At 59.7% G+C, this 23339-nt stretch carries 28 protein-coding genes and 2 tRNA genes; 20 read left to right on the plus strand and 10 right to left on the minus strand.

Annotation, left to right across the window (positions count from 1 at the left end):
• Positions 1-55: 55 nt before the first annotated feature.
• Entirely contained in the window at positions 56-322 is a 267-nt protein-coding gene (locus tag J0663_RS11615; protein ID WP_207240494.1) for a hypothetical protein, read from the minus strand.
• A 309-nt stretch (positions 323-631) separates the two neighbouring features.
• Here J0663_RS11615 and J0663_RS11620 point away from each other — a divergent pair, with 309 nt between their 5' ends.
• Positions 632-895: a hypothetical protein gene (locus J0663_RS11620; RefSeq protein WP_207240495.1), complete on the plus strand. Its 264-nt coding sequence runs from the start codon at positions 632-634 to the stop codon at positions 893-895.
• 225 nt (positions 896-1120) lie between these two features.
• Here J0663_RS11620 and J0663_RS11625 read toward each other — a convergent pair whose 3' ends face one another.
• Positions 1121-1363: a DUF982 domain-containing protein gene (locus J0663_RS11625; protein WP_010034787.1), complete on the minus strand. Its 243-nt coding sequence runs from the start codon at positions 1361-1363 to the stop codon at positions 1121-1123.
• 238 nt (positions 1364-1601) lie between these two features.
• On the opposite strand from J0663_RS11625, the gene J0663_RS11630 reads away from it, so the two are divergent.
• Positions 1602-2030 carry a hypothetical protein gene (locus J0663_RS11630; protein WP_246590276.1) on the plus strand — a complete coding sequence of 143 codons (429 nt, stop codon included), beginning with the start codon at positions 1602-1604 and terminating at the stop codon, positions 2028-2030.
• Positions 2031-2207: 177 nt separating this feature from the next.
• Here the strand turns inward: J0663_RS11630 and J0663_RS11635 are convergent.
• Positions 2208-2282 (minus strand) — tRNA-Thr (locus tag J0663_RS11635).
• Between the two features lie 157 nt (positions 2283-2439).
• On the opposite strand from J0663_RS11635, the gene J0663_RS11640 reads away from it, so the two are divergent.
• The 13 genes from J0663_RS11640 (at position 2440) to J0663_RS11700 (ending at position 11479) form a co-directional block, all read left to right on the plus strand.
• The gene (locus J0663_RS11640; RefSeq protein WP_011423945.1) at positions 2440-2634 is read left to right on the plus strand and encodes a hypothetical protein; all 195 of its coding nucleotides are present in this window, start codon (positions 2440-2442) and stop codon (positions 2632-2634) included.
• 91 nt (positions 2635-2725) lie between these two features.
• Positions 2726-4018 (plus strand): UDP-N-acetylglucosamine 1-carboxyvinyltransferase, encoded by a 1293-nt coding sequence (gene murA / locus J0663_RS11645; protein ID WP_207240496.1) that lies wholly within the window; start codon positions 2726-2728, stop codon positions 4016-4018.
• 157 nt (positions 4019-4175) lie between these two features.
• A complete protein-coding gene (locus tag J0663_RS11650; RefSeq protein WP_207240497.1) occupies positions 4176-4607 on the plus strand; it encodes a DUF2948 family protein in 432 nt (143 codons plus the stop codon).
• Between the two features lie 55 nt (positions 4608-4662).
• A complete protein-coding gene (hisD, locus tag J0663_RS11655) occupies positions 4663-5961 on the plus strand; it encodes a histidinol dehydrogenase (protein ID WP_207240498.1) in 1299 nt (432 codons plus the stop codon).
• 4 nt (positions 5962-5965) lie between these two features.
• A complete protein-coding gene (locus J0663_RS11660) occupies positions 5966-6439 on the plus strand; it encodes a UPF0262 family protein (RefSeq protein WP_207240499.1) in 474 nt (157 codons plus the stop codon).
• Between the two features lie 5 nt (positions 6440-6444).
• Complete coding sequence (locus tag J0663_RS11665; RefSeq protein WP_207240500.1) at positions 6445-6921, plus strand: arsenate-mycothiol transferase ArsC; 477 nt, start codon at positions 6445-6447, stop codon at positions 6919-6921.
• A gap of 123 nt (positions 6922-7044) precedes the next feature.
• Positions 7045-7263, plus strand: coding sequence for a translation initiation factor IF-1 (infA, locus tag J0663_RS11670; RefSeq protein WP_003545338.1), 219 nt, complete (start codon positions 7045-7047; stop codon positions 7261-7263).
• A gap of 36 nt (positions 7264-7299) precedes the next feature.
• A complete protein-coding gene (locus J0663_RS11675) occupies positions 7300-7920 on the plus strand; it encodes a Maf-like protein (RefSeq protein WP_064693731.1) in 621 nt (206 codons plus the stop codon).
• Positions 7921-8076: 156 nt separating this feature from the next.
• Entirely contained in the window at positions 8077-8289 is a 213-nt protein-coding gene (gene yacG, locus J0663_RS11680) for a DNA gyrase inhibitor YacG (protein ID WP_207240501.1), read from the plus strand.
• A 180-nt stretch (positions 8290-8469) separates the two neighbouring features.
• Positions 8470-8545 (plus strand) — tRNA-Phe (locus J0663_RS11685).
• 992 nt (positions 8546-9537) lie between these two features.
• Positions 9538-9729, plus strand: a complete 192-nt coding sequence (locus tag J0663_RS11690) for a hypothetical protein (RefSeq protein WP_207240502.1) — start codon at positions 9538-9540, stop codon at positions 9727-9729.
• A gap of 95 nt (positions 9730-9824) precedes the next feature.
• The gene (locus J0663_RS11695) at positions 9825-10619 is read left to right on the plus strand and encodes a DUF4145 domain-containing protein (RefSeq protein ID WP_207240503.1); all 795 of its coding nucleotides are present in this window, start codon (positions 9825-9827) and stop codon (positions 10617-10619) included.
• A gap of 23 nt (positions 10620-10642) precedes the next feature.
• The gene (locus tag J0663_RS11700; protein WP_207240504.1) at positions 10643-11479 is read left to right on the plus strand and encodes a hypothetical protein; all 837 of its coding nucleotides are present in this window, start codon (positions 10643-10645) and stop codon (positions 11477-11479) included.
• 52 nt (positions 11480-11531) lie between these two features.
• Here J0663_RS11700 and J0663_RS11705 read toward each other — a convergent pair whose 3' ends face one another.
• The 4 genes from J0663_RS11705 to J0663_RS11720 form a co-directional block, all read right to left on the minus strand.
• Positions 11532-12353, minus strand: coding sequence for a hypothetical protein (locus J0663_RS11705; RefSeq protein WP_207240505.1), 822 nt, complete (start codon positions 12351-12353; stop codon positions 11532-11534).
• A 369-nt stretch (positions 12354-12722) separates the two neighbouring features.
• Positions 12723-13904 (minus strand): Na+/H+ antiporter NhaA, encoded by a 1182-nt coding sequence (gene nhaA / locus J0663_RS11710; protein ID WP_207240506.1) that lies wholly within the window; start codon positions 13902-13904, stop codon positions 12723-12725.
• Positions 13905-14238: 334 nt separating this feature from the next.
• On the minus strand, positions 14239-15084 hold the full coding sequence (locus tag J0663_RS11715) for an arylamine N-acetyltransferase family protein (RefSeq protein WP_207240507.1): 846 nt from the start codon (positions 15082-15084) through the stop codon (positions 14239-14241).
• A gap of 58 nt (positions 15085-15142) precedes the next feature.
• Positions 15143-15601 (minus strand): cupin domain-containing protein, encoded by a 459-nt coding sequence (locus tag J0663_RS11720; protein WP_207240508.1) that lies wholly within the window; start codon positions 15599-15601, stop codon positions 15143-15145.
• A 97-nt stretch (positions 15602-15698) separates the two neighbouring features.
• Between J0663_RS11720 and J0663_RS11725 the strand changes: the two genes are divergently transcribed.
• The 5 genes from J0663_RS11725 (at position 15699) to J0663_RS11745 (ending at position 19632) form a co-directional block, all read left to right on the plus strand.
• Complete coding sequence (locus tag J0663_RS11725; protein WP_207240509.1) at positions 15699-16592, plus strand: LysR family transcriptional regulator; 894 nt, start codon at positions 15699-15701, stop codon at positions 16590-16592.
• 528 nt (positions 16593-17120) lie between these two features.
• A complete protein-coding gene (locus J0663_RS11730; protein ID WP_207240510.1) occupies positions 17121-17408 on the plus strand; it encodes a BufA1 family periplasmic bufferin-type metallophore in 288 nt (95 codons plus the stop codon).
• 63 nt (positions 17409-17471) lie between these two features.
• The gene (gene bufB, locus J0663_RS11735; RefSeq protein ID WP_207240511.1) at positions 17472-18359 is read left to right on the plus strand and encodes an MNIO family bufferin maturase; all 888 of its coding nucleotides are present in this window, start codon (positions 17472-17474) and stop codon (positions 18357-18359) included.
• 2 nt (positions 18360-18361) lie between these two features.
• Positions 18362-19138 (plus strand): HvfC/BufC N-terminal domain-containing protein, encoded by a 777-nt coding sequence (locus J0663_RS11740; RefSeq protein WP_207240512.1) that lies wholly within the window; start codon positions 18362-18364, stop codon positions 19136-19138.
• Positions 19135-19632, plus strand: coding sequence for a DoxX family protein (locus tag J0663_RS11745; protein ID WP_207240513.1), 498 nt, complete (start codon positions 19135-19137; stop codon positions 19630-19632). The genes J0663_RS11740 and J0663_RS11745 overlap by 4 nt, the downstream gene beginning before the upstream one ends.
• Positions 19633-19665: 33 nt before the next feature.
• Here J0663_RS11745 and J0663_RS11750 read toward each other — a convergent pair whose 3' ends face one another.
• The 3 genes from J0663_RS11750 to J0663_RS11760 form a co-directional block, all read right to left on the minus strand.
• Entirely contained in the window at positions 19666-20922 is a 1257-nt protein-coding gene (locus tag J0663_RS11750; RefSeq protein ID WP_207240514.1) for an arsenic transporter, read from the minus strand.
• A gap of 214 nt (positions 20923-21136) precedes the next feature.
• Positions 21137-22549 carry an ATP-binding protein gene (locus tag J0663_RS11755; RefSeq protein ID WP_207240515.1) on the minus strand — a complete coding sequence of 471 codons (1413 nt, stop codon included), beginning with the start codon at positions 22547-22549 and terminating at the stop codon, positions 21137-21139.
• 138 nt (positions 22550-22687) lie between these two features.
• On the minus strand, positions 22688-23035 hold the full coding sequence (locus J0663_RS11760) for a hypothetical protein (RefSeq protein WP_207240516.1): 348 nt from the start codon (positions 23033-23035) through the stop codon (positions 22688-22690).
• Positions 23036-23339 lie beyond the last annotated feature (304 nt).

The raw sequence follows: 23339 nt of genomic DNA on the forward strand, positions 1-23339 counted from the left end.
TGTTCCTTGAATGTTCGCGATTGCCGCCGCTGTCAAGCCGGTAAGCGGGCAATCCTCAATCGGGGAAATCCGGACCGACCACCCGCCGCACCAGTTTCAGGCTGCGGTCCGGTTGGAGAATATAGGTTTCCTCCACGCGCTGGCCCGTCTCGCTGTAGAATTGGTGATGGACGGCGCTGCCGATCGGCGACTTGGTGAGCTTGGTTCGCGGCTGGCCGCCATAGGTGATGCTGCCGGGAATGGGTTCCAGCGCCGGCGTATCGACCGAGGAGCAGCCGGCGAGCATGGCCCCGGCCAACAAGGCGGGCAAAAACGCTTTCATTCGTCATCCCTCTACAGACTGCCGAGGGATATGGAAAGCGTTCCAACTTTCGCCAAGGGCTGCCTGCCTATTGTCTTTGAATATTATCCGAACCTGTTTTCCCGATCTTGATAAATCCGACCGGCAGGGTCACGGCGCGGCGGGGACAAGTGCTTCAGTCGAGAGCCTCCTTCATGCGCTCGGCGATCTCGACGCCCGGAAAATCCTGGTCGGCCGAGGCGATGTGCGTGGGCCCCTGTTGCGGCGCTGAGGGAACCAAAGCGCCCTCCCAGGTGTTGAAAAGCCGGACCTGAAACGCTGGAGACCATCATGCAGACGCTTCTTCGCCTCCGGGCGTCCACCTTGATCATCGGCTGCGGCGTCTTTGCCAGCCCAGCCTATGCCTCGCTTGAAACGGGCATGGATTATTCCGCTTTGCCGAAGGATCAGATCGCCTTCAACGAATATACCGAGACGACCGCCTGCGAGCCGGCGGAGCCGCACTATCTGCCGTCATTCATCCGCGCGGCCGACGGCACGATTATCGGTGTGGGATATATCGAGATGGAGAATGAGGCCGGCTCGGCTTGCTGAAACCGATCCGCTCGATCGAGGCTCGTCTGCGTTTCCGGATGACGAGCCTCTGACCGTCATCATGACGGCTGGATGTTTTCTATCGAAACAGCTGGCTCAGGTGCAACGCCCTTTGCTCCAAAACCCGGCACCTGCTCGATGCAGGGTTAAGTGAAAATTAAACAATGCACCATCGCGGGACAGCTTGCTGACCAAACCGAAAACCGTCGGGCGCCCCTGCTTGCGTTAATGCAGCTTCAGCTTCGCCTCTTCGGCCGCCGCCAGGAACTCGGCCCTCGCCTCCTCCACGCTTTTACGGCCGTCCAGCGCTGCCCGGCAGGTGCTGCGGGCCTTGATATAATGAAGTCCGCGCGAACTCGGCCAGAAATCCGCCAGGCATTTCAAGGCATCGAACGGCCCGGTGACCGTTCGCGCATCGGCGCCTTCGAAACCGACCGTCACCGGGCTGTTCCATCTCTCAGTTGCCATCGATACTCCTCCACGATTGTCGACAGAAACACGGGTGCAGCGCCTCCCATTCCTAGGACAGACGCCGCCATGGTAGGCATTCTAGCGCGATTTTTCCCGTCAACAATGGTGAATCGTTTGTTGCTGATGAGGCGGAATGCCAACTTGAGTAAGGCGAATCGCGTGGGTGTGCACGCCCGGAGGAATTTTGAGTAGTCGCAGATAAGTTGTGTGGCGCTTGCGCGCCGCTACCGCTACCATGCTCGGGAAAGCTGAGGGGCTCGATATGGGGTTAGATGGAAATTTGATCCAGGCTGCTTTGCTCTGCGGCGCGCTGGCAATGCCGGTTTTAGCCCACGGCGCAGAGAGGGCCGCTGAAGAGGCTTTCCTGGCGCGCCTTTCCACTGAAGTCGTCCCAAGAATGCAGCGGGAATATATGCGGGTTAGGCTGCCGTCATTGGGAATCGATATCGCTTCCTATTACGCACGGATAAGTCTCAATCGATGGTACGTCGAGGGCATATTCGAGCCAGATGAAGATCTCGTGATAACTGCCGAACGGATGGAACGCTGGCAATTATCCCCGTTCCTGCCTTATTATCTCGAAGATACCGAAATTCCCGATTGTGCTGCAATGCTGTCCTCTTCGTGCAGATGGCTGCCCCTCACCCTAACCCTCTCCCCGTAAACGGGGCGAGGGGACGTGCCACGCGAGAGCTTCGCGAGGGACGGAGGTTGCGGCATATCCTCTCCGTCCGGCAAGCGGGGCCGAAGGACTGGTCGAGATCGTTGGCTCGACCAGCTCGGTGGCGGCAGCCGGATGAGGGCAGCCAGACGCTTAAGAAAATGGTGTCCGAGAGAAAACTGGTGCTGCCGAGTGGGATTGAACCACCGACCTCACCCTTACCAAGGGTGTGCTCTACCACTGAGCTACGGCAGCAGGACCAGATCCGCGCGGAGCCGGGCGGCTCATTTCGCGGGAACGGGGCGGCTATTGCCACAGCTTGACGACAAGCGCAAGCCGCAAAATCCAACTTCGCGTGGATAGAGATGCAAGGGACTTTTGGAATGGCGCGAATTCGGCTAATTCTGTTGACATGAACGACAAGACCGAAACCGGCCAGAAGAGCCGTAAAGAGGCGATCGAGGCACAGGCGAAACTGCGCCGCGAGCGCGCCGCCGAAAAGCTCAGGGAAAATCTGTCAAGGCGCAAACAGCAGGTGCGCGCCCGCCGTTCCGGCCAGGCCGACGAGACAAATGGGCTGCCCGCCGCAAAAATGGACGAATCGTAATGTTCCGTCCCGGACGAATTGAAGCCTCTTCAGAAATCTCCTAAACACCTCCTCCTTCATTCAAGGCAGAACTTTCAGAAAGTAAGCGCACATGGATCGTATCAGAATCGTCGGCGGCAATGAGCTGAATGGCATCATTCCGATTTCCGGCGCCAAGAATGCCGCACTGCCGCTGATGATCGCCTCGCTTTTGACCAGCGATACGCTGACGCTGGAAAACGTGCCGCATCTGGCCGATGTCGAATTGTTGATGCGCATCCTCGGCAATCACGGCGTCGACGTCGCCGTCAACGGCCGCCGCGAGCGTCAGGAAGATTCCTACGCCCGCACGATCCATTTCACCTGCCGCACCATCGTCGATACCACCGCCTCCTATGAGCTGGTTTCGAAGATGCGCGCCTCTTTCTGGGTCATCGGCCCGCTGCTCGCGCGCGAAGGCCATTGCCGCGTCTCGCTGCCGGGCGGCTGCGCCATCGGCACGCGCCCGGTCGATCTTTTCATCGACGGCCTGACGGCGCTTGGCGCCACCATGGAAATCGATGCCGGTTATATCAATGCGAGGGCGCCTGACGGCGGCCTGATCGGCGCGCGCTACACCTTCCCGAAGGTCTCCGTCGGCGCCACTCATGTGATGATGATGGCGGCGACGCTTGCCCGCGGCACGACCGTCATCGGCAATGCCGCCCGCGAGCCCGAGGTCGTCGATCTCGCCAACTGCCTGAACGCCATGGGCGCCAAGATATCGGGCGCGGGTACTGCGACCATCACCATCGAAGGCGTGACTTCGCTCTCCGGCGCCCGTCACCGCGTGCTGCCCGATCGCATCGAGACCGGCACCTATGCCATGGCCGTCGCCATGGCCGGCGGCGACGTCGTGCTCGAAAATACCGACGTGGCGCTGCTCGAAACCGCGCTGGAAACGCTCCGCCGCGCCGGCGCTGACATTTCGGCGACCAACAACGGCATGCGCGTCAGGCGCAACGGCGCCGGCATCAAGCCGGTCGATATCGTCACCGATCCCTTCCCGGGTTTCCCCACTGACCTGCAGGCGCAGTTCATGGCGCTGATGACCCGTTCCTCCGGCATCTCGCATGTCACCGAGACGATCTTCGAAAACCGCTTCATGCACGTGCAGGAACTTGCCCGGCTCGGCGCCAGGATCACGCTCTCGGGCCAGACGGCCAAGATCGAGGGCGTCCAGCGCCTGCGCGGCGCGCCGGTCATGGCAACCGATCTGCGCGCCTCCGTCTCGCTCGTCATCGCCGGCCTTGCCGCCGAGGGCGAGACCACCGTCTCCCGCGTCTATCATCTCGACCGCGGTTTTGAGCGGCTCGAAGAGAAGCTGACCCGCTGCGGCGCCGTCGTCCAGCGCATCAGCGAATAGTGGACAGCTTCATTCCGGTTGCGTAATCGGTCGCAGCATCTTATTTGCCTTGTCTGACGCATCGCCATTCCGGCGATGCCCGTTAAATAGCAAGAGCATGATGTCGTCCGAAAACCGCTCACACTTTTCGGCATCGTGCTCTGGGGATTGGGCCTGAATGACCGACCTGAAGCTTATTGCGCTCGATGACGAGGACCTCGCGATCATATCGGCGCATATGCAGGATAGCGTCTTCAAGGTCGGCGACATCGACTGGTCGCCGCGCGGCGCCCAGTTCGCGCTTGCCGCCAATCGCTTCGTCTGGGAAAGTGCCGCGCGCAAGCGCAGAGGGTTCGAGCGCCGCCGCGCAGCTCTGGTCTTCAAGCGCGTGCTTGCCGTCCGTTCGCTCGGCATCGATCGCGGCAAGCGCGATGAGGTGCTGTCGCTCCTGGCGCTGCGGTTCGATCGCAAGGGCGAGGGGCCGGAGGGCACGATCGAGTTGGCGCTGTCGGGCGCGGCCTCGATCGCGCTCGATGTCGAATGCATCGAGGCCCAGATGGCCGATATCGGCGGCGCATGGCAGGCGGCTTCGAAACCTCGCCATCCCTGAGCGGCCTGACGCCTGAGTTTGTACATCGCGGTTCGAGTGAGAAGGAATATCGGCTTTGGCAATCTGGCTGGATCAGGCATCGGAAGGTTTCAAGCAGCATTTCGCCGCCTTTCTGACGACGAAGCGCGAAGTCTCGGAGGATGTGAATTCAGTCGCCCGCGCCATCATCGATGATGTCAGAGCGCGCGGCGATGTGGCGCTGGCCGAATATTCGCTGAAGTTCGACGGCATCGATTTTGCCACCGTGCCGATGCGCGTCACGCCGGAGGAGATCGACGCCGCTATCGAGGCGGTGCCCTCGGAAGTGCTGGGCGCCTTGAAGCTCGCGGCATTGCGCATCGAAAGCCACCATCGCCGCCAGCTGCCGAAGGACGATAACTACGAGGATGATCTCGGCGTCGGTCTCGGCTCGCGCTGGACGGCGATCGAGGCGGTCGGGCTCTATGTTCCGGGCGGCACCGCAAGTTATCCGAGCTCGGTGCTGATGAATGCGGTGCCGGCCAAGGTCGCCGGCGTCGAGCGCATCGTCATCGCCGTTCCTGCGACCGGCGGCGCCGTCAACCCGGCGGTGCTGGCCGCCGCCAGACTCGTCGGCGTCACCGAGATCTATCGCATCGGCGGCGCCCAGGCGATCGCCGCGCTCGCCTATGGCACCGAGACGATTGCCCCGGTCGCCAAGATCACCGGTCCCGGCAATGCCTATGTCGCCGCCGCCAAGCGCCATGTCTTCGGCACCGTCGGCATCGATATGATCGCCGGCCCCTCCGAGGTGCTGGTGATTGCCGACAAAGACAACAACCCGGATTGGATCGCCGCCGACCTCCTGGCGCAGGCCGAGCACGATGCCAGCGCCCAGGCGATCCTGATCACCGACGATGCCGCATTCGGCAAGGCGGTGGAGCAGGCGGTGGAACGCCAGCTGAAGACGTTGAACCGCGCCGAGACGGCGGCGGCAAGCTGGCGCGATTTCGGTGCGGTCATCCTCGTTTCCGATTTGAATGAGGCCGTTCCGCTGGCGAACCGCATCGCCGCCGAGCACGTCGAGCTCGCCCTCGCCGATCCCGACCGGCTGCTCGACGGCATCCGCAATGCCGGCGCGATCTTCGTCGGCGCTCATACGCCCGAGGTGATCGGCGATTATGTCGGCGGCTCGAACCACGTGCTGCCGACGGCGCGCTCGGCGCGCTTCTCGTCGGGTCTCTCAGTGCTCGATTTCGTCAAGCGCACCTCGATCCTGCGCCTTGGGCCGCAGCAGCTGCGCACCCTCGGCCCGGCGGCGATCGCGCTTGCGGTCTCCGAGGGCCTCGATGCGCATGCGCGATCGGTGGCGATCCGCCTCAATCTCGATAGGTGAGGGCATGGCGGTGGGCGAATTCCGGCTTTGTGACGTCGTCCTGGACGAGACGATCGGCCGTTCGACGCCCGATGTCGAGCATGAACGCGCTGTCGCCATCTTCGATCTGATCGAGGAGAACAGTTTCCAGCCGCTCGGTCATTCCGGCGGGCCCTACCGGCTGAACATCTCGCTGGTCGATTCGAAGCTGGTCTTCGCCATCAAGACGGAAGAGGGCGGCGATGTCGCCACTCATATCCTGTCGCTCACCCCCTTCCGGCGGATCGTCAAGGATTACTTCATGATCTGCGAAAGCTATTACGAAGCGATCCGCTCGGCCACGCCGAGTCGCATCGAGGCGATCGATATGGGCCGGCGCGGCATCCACAATGAAGGTTCGCAGACGCTGAAAGACAGGCTGGCGGGCAAGATCGAGATCGATTTCGACACCGCCCGGCGGCTTTTTACGCTGGTCTGCGTGCTCTACTGGCGCGGGTGACGGCCATGGAGCTCGCCGCCGACGTCGACGACGGAAAGAGGCCGGGCGCCATCCTCTTCATGTGCGGGCAGAATGCCATCCGTTCGCCGATGGCCGAAGCGATAGCCCGTAGCATTCTCCCGGCCAATACCTATATACGCTCCGTCGGCGTTCGCGCCGGCGAACGCGATCCCTTCGTAGACGTCGTGCTGGAGGAGATCGGGCTTTCCCTCGGGCGCCGTCAGCCGCAGACGCTCGACGATCTCGATGAAGACTATTTCGACCTGATCATAACGCTTTCGCCGCCAGCCCACCACGCGGCGCTCGAGCTCACCCGGTCGAACGCGGTCGATGTCGTCTACTGGCCGACCATGGATCCGACTGTTGTTGCGGGAACGCGCGAGCAGATTCTGGAGAGCTACCGCGAGGTGCGCGATCATCTGGCCGGCCTGATCGAAAGCCGGCTGCTGAAAAGGAAAGGCATTGCCGCGCAATCGGCATGAAAACAAATAAAGGAAAGCCTGATCAACAAGGTTCACAAACCCGCCTTGATTGTGTAGTTTCCGCGCAAATTTTAAAGGCGCGCGTTGCGCTGCCTCTTCAACCCACAGGAAGAAAACCACTATATGCCGAAAGAAGAAGTCCTCGAATTCCCGGGAATCGTTACCGAGCTTCTGCCGAATGCGACGTTTCGCGTGAAGCTTGAAAACGAACACGAGATCATCGCCCACACCGCCGGCCGCATGCGCAAGAACCGCATCCGCGTTCTCGCCGGTGACAAGGTGCTGGTGGAAATGACGCCCTATGATCTGACCAAGGGCCGCATCACCTATCGATTCAAGTAAGTCTGCCCACTCCCGTCTGCCGATGGTCGAGGTCTCATGGCGCTGAAATACAAGCTCATTCTGGCTTCGGGCTCGCCCCGCCGTGTCGACCTGCTCAACCAGGCCGGCATCGAGCCTTCGCGCCTGATGCCGATGGATATCGACGAAACGCCGAAGAAATCGGAGCATCCGCGCTCGCTCGCCCGAAGGCTGTCGGCCGAGAAGGCCGAGGCGGCCCTTGCCGCCATCAAGGGCGATATTACCTGGAAGGGCAGCTATATCCTGTCCGCCGATACGGTGGTCGCCGTTGGCCGCCGCATTCTCGGCAAGGCTGAATTCGCCGACGAGGCGTTGAGTTCGCTGCATCTGTTGTCGGGACGCAACCATCTCGTCTATACCGGCGTTTGCCTGGTGACACCCGATCGCAAGATCCGCCAGAAGATCGTCGAGACCAAGGTGCGCTTCAAGCGGCTCTCCGGTTTCGAGATCGAGAACTACCTGGCGTCGGGCCAGTGGCGCGGCAAGGCAGGCGCCTATGGCATCCAGGGCCTTGCCGGCACTTTCGTGCAGAAGATGGTGGGCTCCTACACCAATGTCGTCGGCCTGCCGCTTTATGAAACCATTCTGCTTCTGACCGGCGAGGGCTTCGATGTGCATAGCCGGTGGCCCGAGGGCTGAGTCCGACGGCCGATGCTTAAAGCGCGTCTCGATCTTTCAGATCCGCGCGCCTGCTTTAAGGCTTTGTTTTTACGCATGTCTCGGCAAAAGCGTTTCACGCTTTGCCTGACAAAACCGCTGGACACTTTTGCGCGACATGCTTTAGGACGGACCGATATGCCTGAAGACAAGAAACCGGCCGCCAAGGTCGAACCGCTGCGCAAGGCGCGCCCTTGCCCCGAATGCGGCAAACCCTCGAACCGCGAACATTACCCCTTCTGCTCCAACCGCTGCCGCGAGGTCGACCTCTCTCGCTGGCTGACCGGCTCCTACGCCATCCCGGTTGCCGATGATGAGACGAAGGCGGATTATCCGGACGAGGAAAATTAGAGAATTCCGACCGCGAAGCTCTTATTTTTCCTCACGAATCCGCAAAATCGGCGAGACCGTCAAAAAAGAGTCATTTGACGCTTGCCATGGCCGAACAAGATGCTATAACCCCGCTCGCTTCCGGGGCGAACCAAGGCCCCGCGGTTGTTTTCATCAAAAGCACCCTAGCGAAGCAGGTTGGCCCAGGTAGCTCAGTTGGTAGAGCAGCGGATTGAAAATCCGCGTGTCGGTGGTTCGATTCCGCCCCTGGGCACCACGGTACCCCATTATTTCTTCCGGCTTTTCCGAAGTATTCACCCTCGCTAAATTTGCCGAGTTTGACAGATTTTTCACTCGGGTTTGACAACTTTCGTTTTTTGTTTGTTCAGTTCCTCGCCTAAATCGGCCACCGCCGCGGCGTCCTATTTCGATCGATTTGCCCCGGCTTGCGCTGAACAGGGGTGAGCCCGCGATCTCAATTGGCGTCAGCGTCAACACTGTCGACCTTATACCAGGAAGGCGTCCTTCCGAAACCTCGTAAATGGCAAACCAGAAAAGGATGGCTTGTATCTGAAATCAGGTCCGCAAGGTCGGAATGGCCAGAGGAAGGCGTCCGAACGCGCAAGGCGAGGTGGATATTTGGAGGGCGACGCTCTGAAATCGGGATGTGATCCTGTCCGGCAGTGATGAAGATAATGCCCCTCGATCAATGCGGCATGCTGGAAGCAATCCGGAGCGGTGCCGGCCTGTGGCTGGCGCAGGCGGCGATTCTCTGCCGATGTGCCTATGTTAATCGCGATCGACTTTCACGAAAAGGAGCTAAGGTGATTCGCGCTTTGCGCCCAGCAACTTCACTTTCTCACAAGCGCAAACTGTGGATTTCGGGGACTGTCGCGGCCAAATAGCCGTCTTTCCTAAGTATTTTCATGTGCTTAGTGTTTCAGATGAAACACCCTGTTTTTAAACAGCTTTTATTTGTGGGTGATGAAAAGTCTATTTGGTGCAAATGCTTACTGCATGCACCCGTTCCACAGGTGTTAACTTTCAACCCCTTGACGGAAACATGGCGTTTACACTTTACTTTCCTCACTGACCGCCCACAGGGTGAGCAGGGCACGAAAAAAGGCCGGGGTTGCACCCCCGGCCTCGTGTCGAACAAACCGAATGCCTCGATCGGAAAGACGGCTCACCCGATAACGCCTCAAGGATACTTGGGGAGGTTGGCCTGTCAAGCCGATCGAGGTTTCCTAACCCAAAGGGAACTCGAAAATGAAACATACGAATTATCGACTCACTCTTGATGATGCCGTCCAAGTCTGGCTGCATAGCTGGAATGGCGAATATCAGCACCAAATTGCCTTCCGCTTCGGCGTGAACCAAGGCCGTGTCAACGAAGTGCTGAAGGGCAAGCGCCACCCCGGCAGCGAGCAGATCGCCCGCGAAAAGCGCGATCTCCATTAAGTGAAGGTGCGTGCACCCGCACCTGTGGGAAGCGAAGTTCCGCCCGCCGGCTCTCCGGCGGGTCCGCCCAAGCAATCTCGATAGATGGAAAAAAGATGAGCGCGCGATATTCCGAGCCGAGAATAAACAAGTCGGAATTTAATTGCCCACACTGTGGCGTGCGCGCAACGCAGCATTGGCACAGCCTTTATCAGGACCGAAGCGAGAAGGGAGAAGCGCCCTTACGCCACACTAAAGAGAGTGCGGACGAGCTGCTTGCGAGGGTAAAGCAAAAAGGACCGGATGATCCGCCCGAACCTATGGTGAAAGAATTATACCGACGAGCCGGACGTGAAACCTTCTTCGGGTTGCCCAGAAGTGACCTCTACGGCGCCCGCATAGTCTGGAACATGAACGCGGCCGAATGCAATCACTGCGGTGACATCTCAATATGGCTTTATTCTCAGATGATCTACCCGGCCGGTAGCGAAATTCCGGCCCATGACGACATGCCCCGGGCTGTTAAAGAAACATTCACAGAGGCGGCGAAGATTGTTTCCGCTTCGCCCAGAGCATCTGCGGCTCTGGCGCGCCTAGCTCTCCAGCAACTATGCGAGGAACTCGACTGCAAGAAGGATCAGCTTCACGAGCAAATTGGCGAGTTGGTTGCAAAAGGGCTCAGTCCAGATATCCAAAAAATGTTGGACTCTGTTCGCGTTATTGGGAACAACGCTGTGCATCCCGGTGAGATTGATATGAAAGACGATGAGCCGACTGCTCGTTTTATCCTGAAGTGCCTTAACCGCATTGTTCAGCGACTAATTACCGAGCGCGTCGAGGTCGACGCCCTTTATGCCCTGTTGCCTGAGGGCGCACGCAAGGCGATCGAAAAGCGAGACGCTAAAACGTAATTATGCGATAGTGGGTCACCGGCATGAAATCCCTTCAAGCCTATGTCATGAACGCGCTTTCCGATTTCCTCAAACCCCAAGAACAGGTTTCGATTTTCTCATTCGACTATTGGAGCAGTGCGAACGGGATTACAGTCGCTTCAACATTGATTGCGGCAGTGCTTGGTGCCTTATTTGGAACACTTGGAACGGCCGCCATCTCGTGGTGGCTTGCAAAACGCACCGCCACTGAACAACTACGCCGCGACGAGGCAGCAAGGATTGAAAAGAACAAGGCGGTCGCGCTCGAGATGTTCGTTAAGGCAATGACGATCACCAACCAGCTCTACTCGGTTCTCGGCCTCGTACTCAATATGCTTCAGACCGCTGAGAAGAAAGGCGTCGGTGATCTGGACCTTTGGCAGAAGGTTCTACCGATGTCAGGCATAACCAGCAATCCTGACCGTTTCACTGCACAGGAAGCGGCCGTTTTGATCGGCGCGAAAGAATTCGACGTTCCCACCAACCTGTTTCTTCTAGCGGAAAAGTACTTCAGCCTCACTGACAGCATTAATAGGTACTCGGAGCGCCGACTGCGTCTAACCGATTTGCTTTCGGCAGAAATCGATGTTGGTGGCCTTGGTTCATCCAGGCTTTCGAAAGAACAGTATCAGCGGTATCAAGGACAAATGTACGAATTAAACGACATGGCAGCCCAGATCTGCCAGGCCCTCACAGAAGATTTCGAATTTTCAAAGGATGTAACTGAAAAGATAGGTCCAACCTTCAAGAAGGTGCTGGCTGACGACGATTTTCCGACTGCTGTTTTCCCTGCTGAAGCTGAAGCGCGCTGCGCTGAATTTCGGAAATTTCTTGGTTGAACGGCAAGGGAGGAAACCATGACCTGATGCCGGCGCGATCACAAGCAAGCATCTACTGGATGCTCGCAAAAACCTCCGAGACAACGGAGAATTTCGTGGCCTGCCACCGTCTGTAGTCAAGGACGAATTTCGCGGAAATCCAGCACTCCCCGCTCATTTGGCTAGCCTCCCATCCGAGCAGTCCTTGATTTTGCGCGGCCGCAAGCAATCTGCCGGCATGGCTGCGGGAAATCACATATTCGACCGCGATAAGTCGTGCGGAGACATCGCCGACCCAGGTGCGTTCGCCTAAGACCGGTGCCAGCGGCACCCGCGACATGAGGTCATGCAATATATTGCTTCCGGATTCGGACCTCGCGAACAGCGCAATGCTATCGGGGGGACTATACCAATCAGGATCGTTAAACAGCCGACGTGCGATGCGAGGCTGAGCGCGATAGAGAATTGTCTCATCCTCCTGCGACCGCCGATACCGATCTCCTGCGTCCATGCCGTCCAAGGAGCGAAGGTGGCCTTCGAACCATTGCCGAATGAGGGATTCAGCATAGGCGCTTGCTTGCAACGGGTTCGCGCGGCGATCTGTCGTCTGCGCCGGCTCAAGCAATTTGTAGTGCGCCATCTCCTTCAGATGTGAGACTGCGGTGTTATGGCTGGCGATGTGGTTCTCATCCAGAAATTTTCCGAGATTAGCGGCGGTCAAAGCAGGGCAGGACGGGTCGAGCTTCCGCTCAAAATGCAAAGCCAACGCCGCCTGGCTGAGAAGCCACTTCTGCAGATCGGCGACATAACGCACTATTCTGGGCGCTCTGTGATGGATTGCCAGCAAATCGAGTGCGGATTCGCGAAGAGCTGCGGCAAAGGAAGCGTTCGCCATGAGATCTTCAACACTGTAGCTGCGGCAACTATTCTGCAGTGAGGTTGAACACAAAGATATCGACATTTAAAACCGAATTGTATGCGCTGCTGACTCGGGATAATGAAGTACAGGAACCAGTGACTGCCACGTTATCCAAAATTTGCGTCCAGTTCGAGCGGGCTTTTGTTTGGTCACTGTAGTTGTTTGATCGCAAAGTTGACAGGACGTCTTCCCCTCCGAAATATCGGGCGCTATCGGCCGGGCTTTTCATGGAGAGAGTCTAGCCGTGACAAACGGAACATCCGGTGCGTCAGCCGAGTGCGGCACCGCACGACTGAACCTTCAGTCTCCGTCTGCTCCAGCTTCGGTATTTTCTGGCCCGCTGCCTCACGATCGCCGATTGAATGTCGCGAGCATTGCCGCGCCGGCCAAACCGGACAACAGAGACCCTAGCAGGATGCCCATCTTCACGTGGTCCTGAACATGGGGATCGTCGAATGCAAGCAAGCCGATGAAAAGGCTCATGGTGAAGCCTATGCCGCAGAGGGCGGCCACGCCGATCATCTGCCCCCAGCTCGCCTTGGCGGGAAGGTCGGCTAGCCCGAGTTTGACGAGCAGAAAGACCGTGCTGAGAACGCCGACCAGTTTTCCAAGCAACAGGCCCGCCGCCACGCCGAGCGTCAATGGCTCTGTCAGCGTTGCTGCCGAGGCTCCGGAGAAGGAGACTCCGGCATTGGCGAAGCCGAAGATTGGAACAACAATGAATGCGACGGGCTTGTGGAGGATGTGCTCGAGATGGTGCAACGGCGATTGGTCGTGGCTTGCTTCGGGCGTTCCCGGCGTCAGTTTCAGCGGAATAGTCAGAGCGAGAAGAACGCCGGCCAGCGTCGCGTGGATGCCGGATGCGAAGACGAGCACCCAAAGCAAGGCACCGAGCAGCAGATACGGCCAGAGCTTCAGTATTCTGGCGCGGTTCATGCCATAGAGCGCCGCGAACACCGCCGCGGCTCCCGCAAGCGCCACGAGGTTGAGGTCATTCGTGTAGAATAGCGCAATGACCACGACCGCCCCCAGGTCATCGATGATTGCCAGCGCCGCCAGGAAGATCTTCAACGAGGCAGGCACGCGTGGGCCGAACAGCGAGATGACGCCGAGCGCGAATGCGATGTCCGTCGCGGTCGGAATCGCCCAGCCACGCAGCGCGGCCGGGTTCTCCCAGTTGAACAGGATATAGAAGAGGGCGGGCAAGAGCATGCCTCCCATGGCCGCCGCCCCCGGAAGTATGCGGCGGCTCCAGCTCGAGAGCTGTCCATCCAGCATTTCGCGCTTGATCTCGAGCCCGACAAGGAGAAAGAACAGCGCCATCAGCGCGTCGTTGATCCAGTGCAGCAGACTGAGCGGCCCCAGATAGATGTGAAGCGCTTGGAAGTAACCTTCTGCCAGCGGTGAGTTCGCCGTCGCGATTGCGGCAGCGGCGACAGCCATCAGCACCAGGCCGCCTGACGCTTCGCTATCGAGGAACTGGCGAAGGGTTGATCGGATAAGTCCTGGAGAGATAGGCGACGACACCGGTCAGCGCTCCCTGTGTTTTGGAAGGTCGATCTTCAGTCTCCGTCGATTTCGGGAAAGCCCGCGGCGCACGCAGCACACGCCATCGCCCCCAAGATAAAGGGGTCGCATCGCCATTTCCAGCGAAATCGGCCGATGCGGAATCGATCATGGATCTGTTGACGATCGAAAGTCGTTGGGCAGCGACGTCTGGTCGGTCACGGCAGGAGGAGGGGCGGGCTCAATACCCCTCCACCAGAAGTGCTAGGGCTGCATAGCGCATCGAAGTTGACCTTGTCGAACATGGATCGAAGCATTGCTAGTTCCTCGGTTTTGAAATGATGTGGTTGTCGGCTCACGCCGCCCTGTCGCGGCGGATCGCCTGGAGGCACTCCCAGACGCGGCCGGGCAGGGGGACGTCGAGACCGAATACGGTTTCGAACGTGTCGCCGAGATGGCCGGCGCTCGTAATGCGTTCTTCGCTGAGGCTGTTCGCCGTCACCCGGCGCAGACAGTCATTCTGGACGGCGACGTAGCCGTCCGCCGTGTGCCGCAGGACCGCGAGCGCATTGGTGAACGGCGAGCCGGGATCTTGCATCAGCCAACCATGCGTTGCGGCCATCGCGGCTTCGTCGCTGTGGTCGAGCTGAAAATCAAAGCTTTTGGCGATGCCGCGCTCATGATTAGTGAAGCGCAGCCAGCTCCCGTCGGCCGGCATGATGGAGAAGTCGAAGCCGCGTTGGCTGATCGGCCCGGTCACAAGCGGCACCGGTTCGATGATGGCGTCCGCTACACCGACCTCGGCGAGATAGGGACGGTCGAGGTCGACCCGCAGCGTCAGATGATTGCCGATGGCGATGTCGCCGAGCTTTTCCCGGTCGACGGCGCCGCAAAGGCGCGTCACATGGAAGCCCAGTGTTGTAAGCGCGGCGCCGAAGAGGCCGTTCATCTCATAACACCAGCCGCCGCGCCGCCTCTCGACCATCTTGGCGAATGCCGCAGCCGGGCTGACCGCGGAAGGCCATCCCATGAAGGCGTCCAATGCCTCCCACGTAAAACTCAGGAGATGGGCGCGGTGCAAGTGGGACAAGCTGTCGATATCGAGGCGGGACGGCCGCTCGACTCCGATCCGGGCCAGATAAGCATCGAGCTGCGGGGCTGTCAGGGGCATTGCGTTTTCGTTCGAAGGTGCATGTGTCATGGTTCGGTCTCCTTTCAATTGGACCGTTGCTCAGGTTCGGTGGTGCGTTGCTGTTGGTTCAGGCGACCTTGCGGCCGTCCTCAGGCAGGAAAGTCAGCCCGAAACGCTTGCCGATCGAGGCGATCTGCTCGGCTGTTTCAGGCTTGCAGAGTTCTATGATCGGAAAGAAACTTTCGAACCCGCCCGGCGTGACGACGACCATGAGGCGGCCCTCCGCCTTGCCCACATTGCGGAAACGGTGCGGCACACCGCGCGGCAATGCGATACAGCCGCCTTCCGCAAGTTCGACATAATCGCCGGCGCACCAGAAGCCGAAGCGCCCGGCAAGCACGCGGAAGAACTCGTCCTCGCGCTCGTGCACGTGCAGCGGCGGTCCTTCGCCGGCCGGCACGAAAGCTTCGAACATGCCGAGCGAACCGCCGGTATTGGCCGCCATCATGCGGATGACATGCTTGCCGAACGCCATTGCGGGCGTCCCACGGCCGGACGGCGAGACCGCAGCTTGGATGAATGTCATGTCGGGCTCCTTTGCTTGAGAACACCCCACGATTACTTTGCGTCCTCTCCCATGATAAGAGGGATAAATTGGCATCATTGTATGGATAATTGCACTCATGAAGACGCTTGATCCGCTGGACGGGATTGCCGCATTTCTAACGGTTTCCACACATCTGAGCTTCACCAAGGCGGCCGAAGAACTGGGCATGGGGCGCGCGACGGTCGGCGCTCAGGTCCGGCAGCTCGAGGATCGCCTCGGCATTCGCCTCTTTCAGAGATCGACACGCAAGATCGCCCTGACCGAGGCCGGCGCCGCCTACAGGGAAGCGCTTTCGGGAATCCTGCCGCAGATAAGAGAGGCCGAACGGGCCGCAATCTCGTTTCAGAAGGAAGCTGTCGGGCGATTGCGGGTGTCGGCGCCACCCGACCTCGGGCAGCTCGTGATCGTGCCGGCAGTTTCGGAGTTCCTCAAACTCAATCCGGCCGTGTCTATCGAACTCGACCTGTCACATCGGCCGGTAAACTTGGTCGAGGATGGCTTCGACCTTGCAATTCGAGGCCGCCTTGAAGTCGATATCAATCTCATCACCCGACAACTGGCTACATCGTCGATCGTGATTTCCGCTTCACCGGCCTATATTGCCGAACACGGGGCACCAATGACGCCGCACGACCTCGCTCAGCACGCCTGCCTCCACTTCGCCGAACTAAGATGGGGGCGGATTTGGCCGTTCAGCAGGCACGGTGAGGAGTTTCGCATTCCCATCGTACCCCGCCTGGAACTTAATCATAGTCTTGGTCTGCGCGACGCCGCCGTGCTCGGACTCGGCATCGTCCTTCTGCCCGACTTTATCGTCGGGGAAGACCTCAGGCAGGGCCGGTTGGTCCGTCTTCTCCCCGATTGGGACATCAGCACGATACAGTTGCAAGCGGTCTATCCGGCCAATCGCCATATCGCCGTAAAGGTCCGACGCTTCGTCTCTTTCCTGGCAGGCAAACTGCAACGATAGACGACGTCAGCGGCTGCCGCCGAACAGAGTCTGCGATCAGCACGCCCGAGCCTGTTGCCGCCGACCGAGAAATCCGCGTTGTCCATCACCGCTTCGATGACGGCGTCTTCTCGATGGCACTTACATCGTGAAGGGCGTCGCCGGCACACTGCTGCGCCTGATGCTCGACTGGCATCTGAGCGACGGCAGACGCGAGTTCACCAACCGGGAAATGGGGTTGACGGCCGGCGCACGCATGCCGGAGATCAAAGACAATCCCGAACCGGCTCTTTGCTATTGCGGCGTCGGCTCGAAGAAAAGCGGGCGCCCCTACACCTCGCCCGCGTCGGCAAGGGCCGCGAGTTTGGAGAGATCCGTCGGGCGCTCCAACGAGTACCGCCAATGTCCAAGTACGAGGCTGTACCATCCCGGTGAAGCTCGATCACTAATTCGTGTTCGTCATGCCTGTAACAAAGGGGATTGCTGGCTCGAAGGAAAGACTATGCGGCCGATGACCGGTCCGCGGACATTTGCAAGAGGAGACCATCCATGAACCGTTCCACTCTTAGCCTTGCCCTCGCAGGCTCGCTCGCCACTGCCCTTTCATCTGCTGTCTTCGCCGCGCCGCTGCCGGCGGAGAAAATGGTGGGCAACGAGAAATGCTATGGCATCGCGCTCAAGGGCCAAAATGATTGCGCCGCGGGTGCTGGCACGACCTGCGCAGGGACATCGACGATGGATTATCAGGGCAACGCCTGGAAGGCCGTGCCGGCCGGCACATGCACCAGCATGAATGTCAACGGGCACATGGGTAAGCTCGAACCGACCAAAGGCTGACGCAAAGGCGGAGGCCCGATGCCTGGGCCTCCGTCCTTTTCTGGCTAAACCGGGAGAACTGCGATGACCGCTTCAGCAAACCAGCCCGTCCTCCTGCCGACGCGGGCAGGCCTGGGCCTCAAGCCCGAGCATTACGAGGCTATTCTGGCCGATCTGCCGGATGTCGGCTTCTTCGAGGTGCACGCCGAGAACTATATGGGCGCAGGTGGGCCGCCGCATCGCTATCTCCAAGCCATCACGGAACACTATCCGCTTTCGCTGCACGGTGTAGGCTTGTCGATCGGGGCGGCGCGCGGGCTCGACAAGGCGCATCTGAAACGGCTTCGCAGCTTGCTCGACCGCTATCGGCCGCGGAGCTTTTCCGAACACCTGGCCTGGTCGACGCATGACACGGGATTTCTCAACGATCTGCTGCCGCTGCCCTACACGGAAGAAACGCTGCTGCGCGTCGTCGACCATGTCGATGAAACGCAACAGGCGCTCGGCCGACAGTTGCTGCTGGAAAATCCGTCTACCTACATACTGTTCGCCGACAGTACGATCGACGAGGTGGATTTTCTGGCGGCGATCGCTGAGCGAACGGGCTGTGGCCTTCTGCTCGACGTGAATAATGTGATGGTCTCGGCGGTGAACCATCGGCTCGATGCCGCCGCCTATATCGATCGTTTTCCGGTCGAGTTCGTCGGCGAAATTCACCTTGCCGGTTACGACGAAACGGTCGACCCCGCCGGCGATCGGCTGCTGATCGACGCGCACGCTACGTCGGTGACGAGTGACGTGTTGGCGCTCTACGAACATACGCTCGCGCGCACCGGGGCGCTTCCGACGCTGATTGAATGGGACAACAATGTTCCGGATTTCGTCACGCTGTATTCAGAGGCGAAACGCGCGGATGCGATGCTTGCCGCTGAAACGTTTCGCCGCGGCGGGCGCCGGATCCGGGCGGCGTGACGATGGATTTCGAAACCGCTCAAACCGCCTTCGCCGATGCCTTGCTGCATGCCGGCCGGCCCGTGCCGGACGGCATCGTCAACGCACGCGGCAAGCCCGACGCGGCGCGGTTTGCCGTATACCGAAACAATGTGTTCGTCGGGCTGACAAAAGCATTGGCGCAACGCTTTCCGGTGACGGAGAGGCTGGTTGGTTCGGAATTCTTCGTGGCCATGGCGCGGGCCTACGCCCAGGATCATAAGCCGGCCTCGCCCCTGATCATGAACTATGGAGACGATTTCCCCGATTTCATCATAGCTTTCGAGCCTGCAGGCGCGCTTGCTTATCTGCCTGATATCGCCCGGCTGGAGGCTGCCTGGACGGACGCCTACCACGCCGCGGACAGCGTGGCTTTCGATCTTGCTGCACTCAAAGCCGTGGCGCCCGATATGCTTTCGGATTTGCGCCTCGTCCCACACCCCTCAGCGCACCTGATCCAGTCGAGGTTTCCGATTGGTTCGATCTGGGGCGCACATCAAGAGGAGACGGTTCCACCGGTCTCCGACGGGGGCGGGCAAGCGGTCTTGGTCGTACGGCCGGCGATGTCGGTCAATGTTCATGTCCTGCCGCCGCAGGACGCCGTCTTTGCAGCCGCCTTGTTCAACGCCGCCACCTTTGGCGAGGCGGCGCAGGCGGCACTTGCAGCTGCCCCCGAATTCGATTTCGGAACGACGCTTGTCGGCCTTGCCGGTCTCGGCGCGTTCAGCACCCTTCAGCAGTATAAAGGAAACTCCCTATGAAAACCGAAGTGGCTCCTTCGCACGGCTTCGCTGCTGCCGCTGCCTCCCTCGTCACACGCGCGGAAGGCCTGCTCGCCTCCGTTCCCAGTTCGCTGCCGCTGCTGGGGCTGCGTTTTGCGCTGGCTATCCCCTTCTTCAAGTCGGGGCTGACGAAATGGGACGGCTTCCTGACGCTTTCGTCAGGCGCGAAATATCTTTTCGAGCAGGAGTTCAGGCTTCATATCTTCGGCAGTGCAATTGCCTACCCGTTTCCTCTGACGATGGCAACGGCAGCCGGAATCGCAGAACTGGTCCTGCCTATCTTGTTGATTCTCGGCCTGACCACACGCTTCGCTGCTCTCGGTCTGCTATTGATGACGGCGATTATCCAACTCACCATCCCGGATGGCTGGGCCAACTTTCATTTGCCCTGGGCCGCAATGGCGCTGGCCTTGGTCGTGTTCGGTGGGGGCAAGATTGCGGTTGATCCGTTTGTCATGCCGGGCCGCAAATGACCTCAGGCTAGCAACTTGTCACGCCTGCGGCACTCAAAGAAGCAGGAGCGACCCCAGAGACAGAATGAGCGCGGGAAACATGACGACGGTTCCGAGCTTGAGAAATGTCCAGGCGCCGATATGCAGGCCTTCGCGGCGGAGCGCAGACAACCACAGAATCGTCGCCAGCGACCCCGTCACCGACAGATTGGGTCCGAGATCGACGCCGATCAGAACGGCCCCGGCGATCTTGTCGGAGACACCGGCCGCCTGCACGACGCTACCGGCAAGCAGGCCCGCCGGAAGATTGTTCACGAGGTTGCAGATCACGCCGACGAGCAGGCCGGCAATGCCGATCGCCTGCGATTGTGAGGCCGAGGCAAGCGAAGCGAGCTGATGGGAGAGAAGGTTCGTCAAGCCGGTGTGGTCGAGCGACTCGACGATGACGAACAGGCCCCCGACCAGCGGCAGAACGCTCCAGCTGATTCCCTTTATGGTCTCGGCAGGGCTTTGCCGTGTCAGCATCAGAACGATCGCAGTGGTGATCGTGCCGGCAACAAAGGTCGGCACGCCGAGATCGACATGCATGGCCGACGCCGCGACAAGGACAATGGCCGTCAGCAGGATGCCCCATCCGGCCAGGCGGGCGCTGCGGGAGAGGGGCGGCCGCTGCGTGTCTGCGGCAAGAGAATCTTCTGCGAGAGCGCGGCGCTGCGTCCAGTAGAGGCAGAGGAAGGTGGCGACGATCGAAATGATCGACGGCAACATGAATGTCGACAGCCAGCGGGAGAGCGGCGGCATGTCACCGCCGGCAAAGATCACCAGATTGGCCGGATTGGAAATCGGCAGGACGAAGCTTGCAGCATTGGCGATGAAGGCGCAAATCAGCAAATAGGGCATCGGGTCCTTGACCCGCGCCGTCCGGCAGGCGGCATAGACGGCCGGCGTCAGCACCACGGCCGTCGCGTCGTTGGAAAGAAAGACGGTGACCACCACGCCGACGAGATAGACCAGCACGAAAAGACGCCGCGGTGATCCCTTGGCGTAGGCTGTCGCAATGGCGGCGACCCAGTCGAACAGGCCTTCGCGCCGGGCAAGTTCAGACAGCAGCATCATGCCGATCAGAAAGAGATAGACATCGCCGCCCTTGGCAACGCCTGCCAGGGCTTCATGGGGTCCGACCAGACGGAAGGCGAGCAGAAGCAGGGCGCCGAAGACGGCCCAGATCGCTTCCGGCCAGCGAAAGGGACGGACGACGACGCCCATCGCAGTGAGGCCGGCGATACCCCAGGTCATAGCATGTTCGGTCATTCGGAATCGCGTTCGGTTGGCGCGCGGCAGATCAGCCGCCAAGGTTGGTACAAGAGTTTATCGCCGATCGAATACATGTTTGCTCGGGCAGTGACAAATCCGTTTATGTTTCGCCAGGGCAATGTCGAATAACATTCATTCGAAAAGTCGCGTCCAGCTTACCGCCGAGTTTCAGACTGACAGAACGATGTCCGGGTCAACAAGGGCTGTGTTATCACGGCCTCCCGGGGTGGTTGCGAATCCCCCGCTCCGCCTCCGTAGAATCGGACTGTGCATTATGCGCAGTCGTATTCGCCAGCACATGGATCGAATTGGGCGATGGCAGATTGATTTCAGCGATCAACCCGCAAGGCGCGGCATTTGCTAACGTCAGCGTTCCAAAATGGCTTTCGACGATATCCTTCACGATGGAAAGCCCCAAACCGAATCCGCGATCGTTACGCGCAGAATCCAGTTTATAGAACGGTTCCATGACATCGGCGAGGAATTCCGGAGGGATGCCGGGGCCGTCGTCGGTGACGCTGATGCTGATTGCCCGATCAGGTCTGACATGGAGCTCGACTTTTACGTGCCGGGCGAACTTGGTGCCGTTATCGATGAGATTTGCGACAGCGCGCTTGAGCGCATGAGGTCTGCACGGATAGGCGAAGCGGTCAGGTCCGCGATAAGAAACCGAATAGCCCATATCGGCAAAATCGTTACAGACGGTGTTCATAAGACTCGGCAGGTCGGCTCTCAGCTGGGGTTCTTTCGACGCATCTTTCCTGAGATAGACCAAAGTTTCGTCGACCATCAGCGCCAAGGCGTCGATGTCCGCCAGCAATGCGGCGCGCAGGGACGGTTCTGTTGAACGTTCGGCCCTGAGGCGCAGACGCGTCAGCGGCGTTCTCAGATCATGGCTGATGGCACGCAACATGCGCGTGCGCGCTTCGATCATCCCGCGGACGCGGCTCCGCATGTCGTTTAGCGACTTGGCGAGCGTGCGGACTTCGGGCGGCCCGATTTCGTCGAAGGGGCGTTCCGGGCCTTTATCGGGATCGAGATCGCGGGCCGCCTGAGAAAACCGCTGAAGCGGCGAAGCGATCATGCGGCTACCGTAGAGGGATAACAGGATGACGGGCACAAACATCGCCATCGTCGCGAGGAAGTCGCTGATTTCGCGATCGGTGATGCGGGAGTCGGGCACGGCAGGCGGCGGCAGGAAAGCCAAAGCGCGACGTTGATCAACGCCCACGACCAGCACCAGGTTGCCTGTCTCGCTAGCGGCCCGCAGCTTGGCGTCGACGCCCGCGGAAAGATTTTTTTGGATTTCGGAGCGAAAGTCACCTTCCTCCAACTCCAGTTCCGGGCCCAGCAGTTCTGCCGCTGGCACTTCCTCGACTTGAAGTCCGGTCCTTCTCGCAGCCTCCAGAATGGCGGTCTCTTGATCCGCGGTCTCGGCAGAGCGGATCATATCGGCAACAAATTCGACGCGCATGGCAATGGCGCGCGCCTGTGAGACGCTTTCAGGCTCCTTGATTGTCAGGTTTTCGCTGATGATGCCGAGGATGGCGAAAAGAACGACGGGCGCAACGGCAAGCAGGGCAATCTGCCGGTGGATGGACCCTGCAAAAAATCGCGCCAGCATCGTCAGCCTTCCTGAGCCGCGGCACAGCCCGATGGTGGCCGGCCTTTTTTTGCGCTCGCAGCTCCTGCCAATCGGCAAACGGCTCGAAGCGGCAATCACCGCCGCGATCGTATCAATATGTCAGGCGGAACGGTGTTTTTATTTGTTAACATCATTGTGGAGAGCAAACTGACGCGGCTCCGCGACAGTCTGAACCCGATCGAGAAAGGCGGCTCTGTCGAACAGCGCCGCGTCGACGTTGGGCAGGACAAAGGCCTGGATGTTGACGACGGGAAGGTTGGAGAGCGTTCGCACCTCGCCGATCTTCGAAGTGATGGTGACGATCACTTTGCAAAGAAACAGTTCCAGCGCGAGCTTGAGTTCCGACAGGGTGTTTGCGCTCCTCACGTCGAACCCCCTGCTTCGCAGCACTTCGCCGGCAAGGTACGATCCGCGCTGGTCAGGGATGTAGACAAGGACAGGAGGGGCAGGGTTTTGGCCGGTCATCAGTTAATTCCTCTCGTGGCCGCGCTGGCAGAATAGGAATTTCATTTCAAAGTTGCGTTTCATTTTATTAAGAGTTGTGTCTTCGGATGCCGAAGCGTCATCCGGTGGATAATTCCGTTCAATTGAGCAGATGTATCAGGCGATCACGTCGATCCAGCCCAGGGCGAACGCGAGCGCCCGCCCCTCCGGAAGTGTCAAGTCGGGGCTCGGAAACATTTCTTAACAAGACAAAATCCATCCCAAAACGGTTTGCCTGCAGGGTTCGGCCGGTCGAGGCACCTAACTCGGAAAACACCCAGGAGTG

The sequence above is a fragment of the Rhizobium lentis genome (assembly GCF_017352135.1).
Lineage (GTDB): Bacteria > Pseudomonadota > Alphaproteobacteria > Rhizobiales > Rhizobiaceae > Rhizobium > Rhizobium lentis.